We start from the raw sequence: 13310 nt of genomic DNA, 5'->3' as shown, positions 1-13310 counted from the left end.
TTGAGTAAGGTCGATAAAATGAGCTTAAGAAAGGATGTTTCTGAAAGCCTTGAGGAAAAAAGTATTGCGGTTTAAATGGATGAATGTAGGAGTACCTCATTATAATTCGAACCTATATGTTTTAAATCTCTTGCTCATCACCTCAAGTATATGATCTAAAGTCTCGCGAGCCGACATATCAATACTGCTTCCTGTATCAATCCAGACAGCCTTGTTATTATTAGCACAGAATTCTTTCAGAATTCCAAGTTGTCTATTAATTTCATCGATAGACAACTCAGGTTTACGATTATAAATAATTTCAGCATCCGTTCCCAGGCAAACGATTAAATCGGGTGACTTTATAAGATATCTTCCAAAATTTATTAATGATTTTGGAAGAGCTATTCTGCTTCTTTTAGGATCAACCAGATAGTCGTAGTAATATCTATCGAAAATCCACACGCACGATTTAAGAGTTTTTTTTGGCCAGATCTTTAAATAATATCCCATAGTATAATCTAACAAATAGTATCCCCATCTCATGAGAGAACCTAAGAAGCCCGAACTTTTACTAGCGTGAGGATTTGTTACTGGTCCTTCAAAGTTTATGCTTTTTCCCATAGCTTCTGCTAAACTGGGAAACTTATTTGGTCTCATATGCTCGTAATACACAGCATTGTGAAAGGACATATTTATCACAGGAGTAATTTTGTTTATCACGGTGCTCTTGCCTGCACCGTCGACTCCAAGAAAAGCAATCGTAAATCCCGGATGATTTAATAACCGAGAAATTTTACTTCTCAAACCTGTAAACCTAGATCGCTTAAAGTTTTGTGAAGCGATCTCATAAAGAGAGCGACAAGTCTCTTCGGTCAAGTTTTCTAAACGTTCATTTAGAAGTATAAAAAATTCGGTTGGAAAGTTTTGTAAAATCTCAGCAGGAATGCTTTCATTTTCAAACTGTTCGCAAAGGGAATTTTTATACTTTTCTGTACATTCCTTATTATTAAGTAATTCTTTTAAAAAAGATAAAACCGCTGAAATTTTTGGATCAAGGACGTTAACTTCTTCATGACTTCTAGTATTTTCAAATAATACATTGGCTGGGATTATCTCTTTATTTCCAAAATTAACCGATCCTTTAAAGAGGTCGATTTGCAAACCCCAGTCATTTTTTGAAATACAAAACTTAGGACATTTGCCATCTTGAATTGTTGATACCAATTCAAGGTTATATGTTCTAATAAAACTTAAAAAGAAATCGCTAAATTTCATCAAGTGGTCTTCATGAATAAGAATATCCAAATCACTACCATTAGTTGACTCAGGTAATTTTTTGTAATTCCTTAAGACCAAATATAAAATCCCTAGATTATTTAATTCTGAAAAAAAGTTCGATAAAATATAATTTGGCATGCTTACTTATAGATATTAGTCCATTTAGACTCTAGATTAGTTTTATTCAAATTAGCTTGAACCCATTTACGCCCATTAGCTCCAATATTTTTTGCATTCTTATCTAAGGTAACTTCTAACATCTGATCGGCTAATTCCATAGGGTCAGAATTAAAAGTATAACAGCCTTTAGACGCCAAGATTTCCCTTGATATATTGCATCCTTTTGATAGAATAGCAGGCACCCCAACCGATAAAGCTTCGATGACAGAAACCCCAAATGATTCATATCTTGAAGGCTGTACATAGTAATCCACAGAATTTAAAGCCGCTAATTTTGATTCTCCAAACATTGGGCCTAGTGTAAAAACACAATTTTTGGTTCCTGATCTTTCAATTAATCCCCTCAGTTTCTTCTCATCCTTAGAATACCCTACAAGGGCCGTTTTAATTTTTGCGTTTTGCCTATTTGCTTCTTTTGTAGCTGAAATCAATATATCTAAACCTTTTGTGTAAATGTCCCATCGACCAACAAATAAGAATATGATATCATCTTCCTTAAAATTGTTTTCCTTTCTAAACTCTGAATAAGTAATTCCAGAATTGAAAAAAAAGTCTACATCAAAAGGGTAATGTACCGAGGTAGTATTGAACTCTTTAGAAATTTCTTTTAAGTGAGTTTCTTCACTCTCCGTAGCACATACCACTTTTCTACTTTTTGTAATAAGGTGTTTTTCAATAAATTTTATATAAACTTTTTTCTTGAACTTTTTTCCCGGAGCATTCAGAGTTTTAGGGGCAAAACATCCGTGAGGATAATAATCTAGTGGTATTCTCGCTAAAAGTGAAACCAACAGATTATTCATTGTGAACGGCTGATGGATTCCAATGCTATTTAGCTTGTATTTATTAAAAAATAAATCTTTTAATATTCGAAAAGGAATTGGAAATAGCTTAGACCTAGTTTTATATTCAATAAAGGTTATATTATTTAATTTATAATATTTATTTTCATTACCACATTTAAAAATAAACACTTCAAATGTCCCGAGTCCGTCTAAGAATTTAACTGTTTGTTCAATTACTTTTCCAGTTCCGGTATTTGTACCATATTGAGGTATAAAATGACCTATGCGTTTCACTGGCTTAGGATTTTCTCGATTATTGACATGTGTTGCTCAGCCCTCTTTTCCAAAGTGTTTTCAGCAGCCATTTTTTTTGCATTCTCTGTGAAGAATTCATAATTCTGACTGATTTTATAGATTAAATCTTGAAAGTCTTCATCTGGGTGAATCACATATCCGTTAAATCCATCGATTATAAACTCTGATGCTCCTGCATTCGAACTACAGATAACTGGCAAACCACAGCTCAGAGCTTCCGGCACCACAAATCCGAAATGATCACTAAGGGTTGGAAACACAAAAAAATCTGCTGCCAGGTAAAGTGAAATCATTTGAGAATTATCTATCCAAGGCAATAAGGAAACTTTGCTCGCGAGATCTTTATTATTGATCATTTCTTCGTAGGTGTTCTTGAGTCCCCCCTCTCCAACAAGGATGAAATAATATTCTTCAGAGAGGTATTCTAAGTTCCTAAAAACATGTTCCCAGTTTTTTCTCTTCTCAAATCTACCTACACCAAGAATAATCTTTTTATTTTGAGGAAAACCTAAATTCTCCCTTAAAACTTCCTTGGACGAACTATTAATAGATTCCTCCATCCACTTGGCAGTATGTACTGTTTGCCTAGAAATACTGATATACTCTTCTTCTTTAAATTGACTTAGATAGAATTTTGTTAACTGGGAAGCACCAATAAAATGATCAGTCCTTTTTGAAATAAATCTTCTAAAATACTTTCTAAATGTTCCCAGGTTCGTCTCTGTGAAATTTGTTGCATCGGTAGTTATCACCAACTTAAATTTTAAAAAGCATTTGGCTAATGAGAGGTAAAAACTAGGCACCCAGAAAGCGACACTTACTACTATATCAGGATTATCTTTCTTTAAGTATTTTAAAAAGTTTAAAGAATAATTTTTCCGATTATGATATGTGAAATCGTTTAAAACCCTTAATTCATAATGCCTGTCACTGAAAATTATATTTTCAATATGGAAATTGGGATGATCTCCAATTTGATAAACCACTAAATCTATGTAAATTGAAAGAGAATTGAAGAAATAGTGATTTACTGGATACATAGGCGGTTGAAACCAAACTACCTTATTTTTCATCTAATATTGAGTGATAAGTTTCCTCGTAATCTTTAATAAATCTCTCTACCGTAAAATTTTTAATGGCAAATGCATGAGCATTTTCTGCTAAACATATTCGCTTATCTTTATCGCTGATCAAATTCTGGATGGCATCGGCCCAGGCGATTTTATCATGAGGATCCACAACAAGACCGGTAACATCATTTTCTATCAACTCAGGAAGTGCCCCGGCATTAGAAACTATTATAGGTCTTTTAGCGAACATTGCTTCAGGAATAACTATTCCAAAGCCTTCAGCATAGGCTGGATGGACAAAGATATCACAACTGTCCAAGTACTGTCCAACGTTTGACTGATATCCTAATAGGAATATATGATCCTCTAATTGATATTTTTTTGTAAGCTGATTAAGAGTTGCTTTCATATCTCCATCACCTGCCACATACAAAAAAACTTCTTTCAAATTTCTCTCATTCACTAAAATGTTAATGGCCTCAATTAATATCTGAATATTCTTCCATTCAGTTAATCCAGCAATATCGAATAAAGAGTTAGCTTTTAATTTAACCATATTATCATCCTCACTAATTCTTCTATCCGAACCATTGAAAATCACGTTTCCTCTTCTTTTTTTCAATTCTGGAAATTGGCTGAATTTTTCTCCTTTTACGTATTCTGTGATATAAATGAAAGAATCAGTCCATTTATAATAAATAGATGCCAGAATGGTTTTAAACCACCCTGGCTTAAATGGCCCCACAAAAGCGATCAATAATTTAACATTAGGCCTGAATAGTTTGACTAGAGAGCCAAGAATTTCTCCCATGCTAAATTGAGTCTGAATAACATTAATCCCTTCCTTATCAACTATTACTAAGAGTCTTTTTAGATGTGCAAAAAGGTTCCTTCCATAAAATCCTTCATATACCGATCCTCCGGTAGCTTCAAATTTTGATTTAAACTCTGGAAAAGCGTCTTCATACACATATATAGATGAATTACCTTTGAAGTATTTCATTAAATCCAATGTTTTTTTAGGAGTTCCTCCATACAAATTGTAGGAAGACATTATATAGAGAATTTTTGGTTCTAAATTCATATTATTTGATACCCTGTGGATCCTTGTTTTCGAGTTCGTTCTTATATTGATAGTCAAGAAAAATTGCTAAGGCAATAGCGATTATTCCTATAGAGAATGTAAAGACGGACCAGGTAATACTAACTATAAAATACTGCAAAATAAATAACTTCAATCCTATCACCTTATAGTCATTGTATCCCTTATAAATAGGTAAAAGTATCGCTGTAAAATAAATAAGCATTCCCAAGAACCCAAATTTACCAAGCAGGTCAATATACCCACTATCAATAAAGGCTAAAGATTCCATATAGGGATTATCGCCTTCCAAATCCAACGCACTTTTATGAAGAAATCCGTAGCCCTGAACAGGTTGCTCTTTAATCAACTCCAACCTTTCAATATTATAAACACTCCTTGCTTTAAATGAGGGAGTTTCAAGTATCTCATTCAACTGGCTATCAACCGAAAAAAATAACAGTGTAAACAGAGCGCATATAATGGATAAGATTATCCATTTAAATTTACCGGCTAATCTCACTAGCGGTATATTGAATAATAGAACCGTTAATCCTAATAATGTAGTTAACATTATGGCACTATGCCCCTCTCTCATCATCCCCAATACCCATACTATTATTAAAAGTGCAGATAAAAGCTTTTGTTTAAACGTGAAAGAGTTATTCACCTTTACAAATAAAAATAGTGAAAGTATAGTAGGATAGTCATATTCGATATATGAGCCTGCTTTTACATATTCTGGCGGTATAAAGTTCCATAATATTACCAGAGCTAAAATTATAGAAAGCCCATATCCAACAAAATTCAGCAACTTTTTCAAGAATTCTAGTGAAAATTTAAATTGATAAGAAAATAAATAATGTGCCAAAAAGATTCCTGAAAACTCTTTTGAGGCAATAATACTTTGAATTATGGAAGAGCTTCCACCTATAACCGGATAGATTATCCCAAATAAATAAAGTAGTGAAGTTACGTTTAGAAAAAATTTTACATGACTTGGGTAAGTATTTCTATTCTTAATTTTTAACCAAGATATCAACATTAACATATGTTGGTAGAAAAATCCTATTTCGTTTCCTGCGATCAATATTTCTTTTGACAGAAAACCAAAAAAAGAGGTTAGAAATAAAAAATAGAGAAATACAAAATACTTAGGCTTTGTAATTGCAAAAAAAGTCTGTATCAGTAAAAAAATAATTCCAAGTAACATTATTTCTCTTTCAATACTTGTAAGTTATTACTCAAAGCCATAAACAACCAATATGATCCTATAAAAATTAAACTTATAGCGAAAGACACACTCAAGCTTAACACGGAGATATTTTTAGAATAATAGATACCGAGTAACAATAAACCATTAAGTATCATTCCACAGAATTTGATTTTTGTAACCCTAGAAATTTCTCCTATTCCTAAAAAGAACTTTTGAATACTTTCACTAGCAGCAATAAAAAGATATCCAATCAATGTAAAGTTTAGTACTAAGAAAATTTCATTTGAGTATTCCCCGAAAAAATAATTTATGATAAATTTTTCTAGAACATAGAATATAAAATAACCTAATATAGTTATGGTTATTAAACCTAAAGACACCTTCCTAATGATCGTCCATAAATTTTTTAGATTAGTGTCCTTGAATTTGGCTGATAAGCTAAAAAAAGGATTAGATACATAGGCAAGTAAATTGTTTGCAAGGACTGATAATTTCGTTGACAATTCAAATATTCCTATAGCACTTCCATCGCCAATCAGAAATATTATAGCATATTTTATCAAAGGGAGATGTATGGAGTTTAAAGCCCCAATTTTAAAAAAATCTGAAGTTATTTTGAACACATTTATTAAATGGTTTTTACTAGGGATACTAATTGTTGAGTATATGGGTGGCAAAAAAGATAAGTGATAAATGATAGCAGTTACAGAAGTAATTAACGGGACTAGAAAAAAATACATCAAACTTAAATCGGTAAACGATAGAATAAGAAACCCTATATTTATAATTATTGATTGTATTAAGAATCCCCAATTCACTATTTGCAATTTAAAATTAGCTTCTAATGAAGCCCTTAATAAATTATTTAAAACCCCTAAAGCAAGGAGAAAAATGGAGATGAAATTTGCATAACTTAATGTTTCCGAACCTAATTCAATTTTGGACCCTAATAAATTGATATTAGCAAAGAAAATTATCAATGCCAAAAAGGTTATCAGTAAAAAGATGATTAAATTAATTAAATAAATACTTGATAATTCTTTAGTCGTATCGCGCTTCTCTCCTTGGAAAGTAATAAGGGCTTTAGACAAACCTAGATCTAAAACTCCTGTAAAACTTGAAAAAACTGTCACAATGGAAATTAAGCCATAAGTTTCCAAACCAATATTCTTTATGGTGATCGGAACAACTACTAAAGAAAGTATAAATGAAATAGCTGTCTTAACTACGCCACTATAAACATTCTTTGCTATATAATTTTTGATTTGGTTAAATTCCACGGATTAAAAAACGTCTACAATAAATCACAGTTTTCGCCAATTATATATGTTTTAAATCCAATTGCTTTTTGAGAAGATTGGTGAAGTATATTCCTGCCATCAAACAGAAATGCCGGTTTCAACATTTCATCATAGATCCTTTTCCTGTCCAACTCCTTGAATTCATCCCATTCGGTAAGAATTGCTACTGCATGAGCTTCTTTTGAAACCTGGTAAGGGTCATTAACAGCCTTTATCCTTTGTCTGTTTTCTTTTTCTGATCGCGTATTTAGATAATCCAAATCTGCATTGATCTGTTCTTCTTTAACTTTTGGATCATAGACCACGATCTCAGCCTGTTCATTCAACAGATAATCGGCAACATAAATTGCAGCTGACTCCCTCGTATCATTAGTATCTTTTTTAAATGCCCATCCAAGAAATCCTATTTTCTTACCTGCTACCGTATTGAAAAGGGTTCGTACTATATTTGCTGCAAACCTGCGTTTCTGGTGATCATTCATTATGATCACCTGTTCCCAGTAGTCGGCAACTTCATTCAGTCCAAAAGATTTAGCTATATAAACAAGGTTTAGGATATCCTTTTGGAAACAACTACCTCCAAAACCGACTGAAGATTTCAGAAATTTTGATCCTATGCGGGAGTCCATTCCAACCGCTTTGGCAACTTCATTGACGTCTGCGCCAGTCTTCTCACATAGTTCACTCATGGCATTGATACTGGATACCCGTTGTGCTAGAAACGCATTTGCTGTTAATTTGGAAAGTTCTGAAGACCAGACATTAGTGGTAAGGATTCGTTCCTTTGGAACCCAATGTGCGTAAACATTGACAAGAGCTTCTACTGCTTCTTTTCCTTTTTCTGTATCAATATCTCCACCGATCAAAACCCGATCTGGATCCATTAGATCTTCAACAGCTGTCCCCTCTGCAAGAAATTCAGGATTGGATAAAATCTGATAGTTCACCCCATTTCCTGTATTTTCGAGGATATTCTTTAATGCTTCTGCCGTACGAACTGGCAGAGTGGATTTTTCAATAACTATTTTATCTGAAGTGGATACTCTTGCTATTTGACGGGCACACAACTCGATAAACTTCAAATCTGCCGCCATACCCTTACCCATTCCATAAGCCTTGGTAGGTGTATTTACAGATATAAAAATCATCTCAGCCTGATCGATAGCTTTATCAACATCAGCAGAAAAGAAAAGGTTTCGACCTCTGGCCTCATCAACAACTTTCGACAATCCTGGTTCATAAATCGGGATATTTTCCACATCCTTATCATTCCAGGCTGCAATTCTTTTTTCGTTTATATCGACAACTGTTACATTTATTTCCGGACACTTTTGAGCGATCACTGCCATGGTGGGTCCTCCCACATAACCGGCACCAATACAACAAATATTTTTAATCTTCATTAAATAGCATTACGCTTAAAGCATTAAGCTCTAAGCAGATTTAGTTAGAGTTTAACTTCTTTGAACTTATCCTGATTCTCTGAAAACCATTGATAAGTTTTTTTAATTCCTTCTTTGAGATATGTATTAGCTTCCCAACCGGCATTCTTCATCTTATCCACATCCATCAACTTTCTCGGAGTACCATCCGGTTTAGAACTATCCCAGATAATTTCTCCTTCATGACCTACAATTTTTTGAATCAGTTCTGCCAGCTCTTTAATGGTAAGGTCTTTGCCAGTTCCTATATTATAAAGGTTTTCAGGTAGTTTATTTTGCAAAGCAAAATAAGCCGCATCTGCCAGATCATCTACAAAAAGGAATTCTCTCATAGGAGATCCACTCCCCCAGAGTTCAACAGGCTCCTTGTGGCCGGTTTTTTCCATTTTAATTTTAGCTTCATGGAATTTTCTGATCATTGCTGGAAGAACATGAGAAGTTTTTAGGTCAAAATTATCATGTGTACCATAAAGATTGGTAGGCATTAAGCTTATATAATCTTTACCAAATTGCTTTCTGATCGCTTCACAGGCCTTTACCCCGGCGATCTTGGCAATTGCATACCATTCATTAGTCGGCTCCAGGCTATCCGTCAATAAATATTCTTCCTTTAACGGTTGAGGAGCATGTTTTGGATAGATACAAGAGCTACCTAAAAAGATGAATTTCTCCACATCATTTATATGAGAAAGGTCTATTAGGTTGTTCTGGATCTGCAGGTTCTCCATCAGGAACTGGTACGGATAATCATTATTAGCTAAGATACCTCCTACTCGTGCTGCTGCATCGATAACCACTTCTGGTTTTTCTGATTCAAAAAATTCGGTTACAGCTTTTTGATCACGCAAGTCTAATTCCTTAGAGGTTTTACCAATAAGGTTGGCATAGCCTTCAGCTTCCAGTTTTCGCCAGATGGCCGAGCCTACCATACCGCGGTGGCCGGCTATATATATTTTTGTTTGTTTATTCATGAAATCAGTTGTCAGTTCTCGGTTGTCGGTTGTCGGTTGTCGGTTGTCGGTTGTCGGTTGTCGGTTACTCAAAATAGTTTAGGACCTGGTAACCGCCTTCCTTTAAATGCTGATCTTTTCGCATCAATTCAACATCACTCTGCATCATATCCTTTACCAGGTCTTGAAGATCATATTCGGGTACCCAACCAAGCTTGTTCTTCGCCTTGCTAGCATCACCGATAAGAAGATCTACTTCTGTAGGACGGAAGTATTTAGGATCAACAGCCAGAACTTCTTTACCAATTTCTAACTGGAAATCTGGATTAGAGCAGAAAGACACATAAGCTTTCTCATTTACCCCTGTGCCTTTGAATTCCAATTCAATTCCAACTTCAGCAAAGGCCATACGAACGAATTCTCGAACCGGAGTGGTTTTGCCTGTAGCAATTACCCAGTCCTCCGCCTCTTCGGCCTGGAGGATCATCCACATCATGCGAACATAATCCTTGGCGTGTCCCCAGTCTCTTTGGGCATCCAGGTTACCTAAATAGAACTTATCCTGCAGTCCAAGAGCGATCCTTGCGGCTGCACGAGTAATCTTCCTGGTAACAAAAGTTTCTCCTCTTAGCGGAGACTCATGATTAAAAAGTATCCCGTTGCAGGCATACATCCCGTAAGCCTCGCGATAATTTACCGTGATCCAGTAAGCATACATTTTTGCCACTGCATAAGGTGAACGAGGATAGAAAGGAGTAGTTTCAGATTGAGGAACTTCCTGAACTTTTCCATAAAGTTCTGAAGTAGATGCTTGATATATTCTTGTTTTCTTTTCAAGTCCTAAAAGACGAACTGCATCAAGAATTCGCAATGTCCCAAGCCCATCAGCATTACCGGTATATTCAGGAGTTTCAAAAGAAACATGGACATGACTCATTGCAGCCAGGTTATAAATCTCATCCGGCTGAATTTCCTGAATAAGACGGATAAGGTTCGTACTATCTGTCATGTCCCCGTAATGAAGAATGAAATTCCTGTTCTCTTCATGCGGATCCTGGTAAAGATGGTCTATCCTGTCCGTATTAAACTGAGAAGACCGTCTTTTTAATCCATGAACTATATACCCCTTCTTTAAAAGGAACTCACTTAGATAAGCACCGTCCTGTCCGGTCACCCCGGTAATTAATGCTACTTTCATTATTATTAGCTTTAAGCTTAAAGCTGTAAGCGATAAGCTATTTTATTGATATTTTTTAAACGAGTACTGAATTAGAAGATTCAAGATTCGAATAAACCTTCTTCACCTCCTGCGACTGCTCTCTTGAAAGAACAAGATTGGCATCGGGAGTACAAACAAGAATTGAATTCTTAAACCCAACAAAAGCTGTATAATTCTCTGAGCCGATAACCATATTCCCGTTATCATCTATAGGATGTCCCTGAGAGTATAGATACTCATAGATCGCTTCAAAACTACCCATGTCACTCCATTCGAATTCAGAAGCCACCACCTTCATTTTATCGCTCCGCTCCATAACCGCATAATCCACACTTATGGAAGGGATCTTTAAAGAATCTTCAAGATCCAATTTTCCTTCTTTATTGTTGAACCAGCCCTCCATGGATCTGGCAAAGACCTCAGGTTCATATTTCTTTAATTCTTCTAAGAACACCCCGGCTTTAAAACAGAACATTCCGCTGTTCCAAAGGAAATTGCCTGCAGCCAGGAATTGCTTGGCTGTTTCCAGGTTAGGCTTCTCCCTGAATGCGACAACATCTTCTCCTTTTTGCTCTATATAACCATAGCCGGTTTCTGGCTTTTCCGGTTTAATACCGAAAGTTGCGATATAACCTTCACCGGCCAGTTCGATAGCTCTCTTCACAGATTCTGTATATTCCGTACCTTCTTTAATGATATGGTCAGCAGGGGTTACCAGTAAAATATCTTCCGGATGTGCAGCAAATGCTGAAAATGCAATAGCCGGGGCTGTATTCCTTGGAGTAGCCTCCACGATATTCATATAATCAACCTTTCCTAACTTCGAAAGGGACTTTTGAGACAATTCATTATTATCAACATTCCCTACCACATTTAATTTTGTAGAAATAGAAGAGTTTCTTTTAACCGACAATTCAAAAAGGGAATAGCCGCCAAATAAATCTATATACTGCTTAGGCCTTGATTTTCTTGATAAAGGCCAGAGCCTGCTACCTACTCCACCGGTAAGTAGAACATGTATAATTTCAGACATAATTTTAAATTGAAAACAAGGCTTCGCCGCCGTGAGTCCCAGAGAGGAATTCCCGTAAAAAATTTTGATAAACCTGATGGAAAAGATCTTAACCGGGGTTGGTCAAGATCATGCATAAGTAGGGTTAAGGATCAGGTTGCTTTTTCAGGCAGCAAAATTATGATTATTAAACCACCTAGTCAACCAACAAGTGTTAAAATTTTAACTTTAAATTATGAATTATTAACTAGAGTGGATATATTTCATTAATTGGGTGTAGAAAATCCAGATTTTAATATAATAAACTGAGAATATTCAGTTAATGTTATCATAATAAATTACACAACATCCTTAATACGAGCACTCAAGGTCCAGCCTATCCCCGGTAAAATAAGTTTGAGTTTTTTATTCCCAACCTCCTTAATTACCGCCTTTTTATTCGCGAACTTTCCGGTTTTAATCTCCACCTCATCCCCAGGCTGGAGACTGCCTACTTCAAAATCATCCAAAGAATCATTGTTCATCCATGATTTGATTGCTTCTATTTCCTCAGGTCGTGCTACTGCCGGTTTTTTAAGCCAGTGTACAAAATTAACAACCCCCGGGGCCTCAAAGACACGGTTTCGACTACTAGTTTCCAGATTTACAAACAAATAAGATTTAAAAAGCGGGACGGTCACCTTTTTTTTCCGGTCACTCCACTGCCTGATTTCAGTTACTACCGGACAATAGACCTCCACCCCAAGATCTTCAAGGATCTGGGATGATTTTATCTCATGTTGTGGCTTGGTGCGTACTACATACCAGGGCATACTGCGATCTCTATTTTATTATAGTTAATCTTTCAATTTCTCGCAGTAGGGTATCTCAATGAGTGGAGAAATTTCGGTCGCAAAACTAATATTTTTATTGACAATGGGCAATTCAGTATTGAGTAATAAATGTTGAATTTTGAAATAGCTTATAGCTATAAGCAGTAAGTTTTAAGCTCTTTTTTAAAAGATAAATTTCGAATGTTGAATTTTGGACTGATCTAAAACAGAAAAGAGAGATTAGATTTGCCCACGACTTCAAACTAAAGACCACAAACCAACAAAAGATTCCTTCGCTTCACTCGGAATGACTTAAACACACAACCCACAACACACAACTCACAACTCCGAACTACAAAGTTTCCTTCGCTTCGCTCGGAATGACGTACGCCCACAATATACAACTGACAACCCCGAACTACGAACCACGAACTACAAACCAACTAAAAGATTTCTCCCTACGGTCGAAATGACTTAAGCACACAACTTACAACCCACAACACAAAACAAACAACTCACAACCCCGAACTACGAACTCCGAACTCCCCACCACCAAGAAACCTGATAAATGTCAGTTTTTATGGGCTATTCGGAAAACTAATCCAAAACCTGACCCTTGTCATATTTTACGAAACACTCCTGCCGCAACTTTGTATTGATTTTAAAA

Annotated in this window: 11 protein-coding genes; all 11 read right to left on the bottom strand. The window is 35.5% G+C overall.

The window, feature by feature from the left end; all coding sequences use genetic code 11:
- Positions 1 to 99: 99 nt before the first annotated feature.
- On the bottom strand, positions 100 to 1398 hold the full coding sequence (locus NE848_RS05160; protein WP_252111156.1) for a nucleoside/nucleotide kinase family protein: 1299 nt from the start codon (positions 1396 to 1398) through the stop codon (positions 100 to 102).
- A gap of 2 nt (positions 1399 to 1400) precedes the next feature.
- Positions 1401 to 2519 (bottom strand): glycosyltransferase, encoded by a 1119-nt coding sequence (locus tag NE848_RS05155; RefSeq protein ID WP_252111155.1) that lies wholly within the window; start codon positions 2517 to 2519, stop codon positions 1401 to 1403.
- Complete coding sequence (locus tag NE848_RS05150) at positions 2516 to 3613, bottom strand: glycosyltransferase family 4 protein (RefSeq protein WP_252111154.1); 1098 nt, start codon at positions 3611 to 3613, stop codon at positions 2516 to 2518. The genes NE848_RS05155 and NE848_RS05150 overlap by 4 nt, the downstream gene beginning before the upstream one ends.
- Entirely contained in the window at positions 3603 to 4694 is a 1092-nt protein-coding gene (locus tag NE848_RS05145; protein ID WP_252111153.1) for a glycosyltransferase family 4 protein, read from the bottom strand. Before NE848_RS05145 ends, NE848_RS05150 begins: the two co-directional genes overlap by 11 nt.
- A gap of 1 nt (position 4695) precedes the next feature.
- Positions 4696 to 5904 carry a hypothetical protein gene (locus NE848_RS05140; protein WP_252111152.1) on the bottom strand — a complete coding sequence of 403 codons (1209 nt, stop codon included), beginning with the start codon at positions 5902 to 5904 and terminating at the stop codon, positions 4696 to 4698.
- Entirely contained in the window at positions 5904 to 7187 is a 1284-nt protein-coding gene (locus NE848_RS05135) for an oligosaccharide flippase family protein (RefSeq protein WP_252111151.1), read from the bottom strand. The genes NE848_RS05140 and NE848_RS05135 overlap by 1 nt, the downstream gene beginning before the upstream one ends.
- A 14-nt stretch (positions 7188 to 7201) precedes the next feature.
- Positions 7202 to 8611, bottom strand: a complete 1410-nt coding sequence (locus tag NE848_RS05130; RefSeq protein WP_252111150.1) for a nucleotide sugar dehydrogenase — start codon at positions 8609 to 8611, stop codon at positions 7202 to 7204.
- Between the two features lie 44 nt (positions 8612 to 8655).
- Positions 8656 to 9621 carry a GDP-L-fucose synthase family protein gene (locus NE848_RS05125; RefSeq protein WP_252111149.1) on the bottom strand — a complete coding sequence of 322 codons (966 nt, stop codon included), beginning with the start codon at positions 9619 to 9621 and terminating at the stop codon, positions 8656 to 8658.
- A 64-nt stretch (positions 9622 to 9685) separates the two neighbouring features.
- Positions 9686 to 10798: a GDP-mannose 4,6-dehydratase gene (gmd, locus tag NE848_RS05120; RefSeq protein WP_252111148.1), complete on the bottom strand. Its 1113-nt coding sequence runs from the start codon at positions 10796 to 10798 to the stop codon at positions 9686 to 9688.
- 55 nt (positions 10799 to 10853) lie between these two features.
- Positions 10854 to 11852 (bottom strand): mannose-1-phosphate guanylyltransferase, encoded by a 999-nt coding sequence (locus NE848_RS05115; protein ID WP_252111147.1) that lies wholly within the window; start codon positions 11850 to 11852, stop codon positions 10854 to 10856.
- 317 nt (positions 11853 to 12169) lie between these two features.
- Positions 12170 to 12643, bottom strand: a complete 474-nt coding sequence (locus NE848_RS05110; RefSeq protein WP_252111146.1) for a UpxY family transcription antiterminator — start codon at positions 12641 to 12643, stop codon at positions 12170 to 12172.
- Positions 12644 to 13310: the final 667 nt, after the last annotated feature.

It is taken from the genome of Gramella jeungdoensis (assembly GCF_023805255.1).
GTDB classification, from domain to species: domain Bacteria; phylum Bacteroidota; class Bacteroidia; order Flavobacteriales; family Flavobacteriaceae; genus Christiangramia; species Christiangramia jeungdoensis.
Note: the sequence above shows the minus strand (reverse complement) of the source record. Positions and strands in the feature narration are given on the sequence as shown.

Bases quoted from the DNA above. Each gene is read 5' to 3' on its own strand.
- NE848_RS05115 (WP_252111147.1), bottom strand. From the start codon at position 11,852: ATGTCTGAAATTATACATGTTCTACTTACCGGTGGAGTAGGTAGCAGG.
- gmd (WP_252111148.1), bottom strand. From the start codon at position 10,798: ATGAAAGTAGCATTAATTACCGGGGTGACCGGACAGGACGGTGCTTAT.
- NE848_RS05130 (WP_252111150.1), bottom strand. From the start codon at position 8,611: ATGAAGATTAAAAATATTTGTTGTATTGGTGCCGGTTATGTGGGAGGA.
- NE848_RS05110 (WP_252111146.1), bottom strand. From the start codon at position 12,643: ATGCCCTGGTATGTAGTACGCACCAAGCCACAACATGAGATAAAATCA.
- NE848_RS05160 (WP_252111156.1), bottom strand. From the start codon at position 1,398: ATGCCAAATTATATTTTATCGAACTTTTTTTCAGAATTAAATAATCTA.
- NE848_RS05150 (WP_252111154.1), bottom strand. From the start codon at position 3,613: ATGAAAAATAAGGTAGTTTGGTTTCAACCGCCTATGTATCCAGTAAAT.
- NE848_RS05145 (WP_252111153.1), bottom strand. From the start codon at position 4,694: ATGAATTTAGAACCAAAAATTCTCTATATAATGTCTTCCTACAATTTG.
- NE848_RS05140 (WP_252111152.1), bottom strand. From the start codon at position 5,904: ATGTTACTTGGAATTATTTTTTTACTGATACAGACTTTTTTTGCAATT.
- NE848_RS05125 (WP_252111149.1), bottom strand. From the start codon at position 9,621: ATGAATAAACAAACAAAAATATATATAGCCGGCCACCGCGGTATGGTA.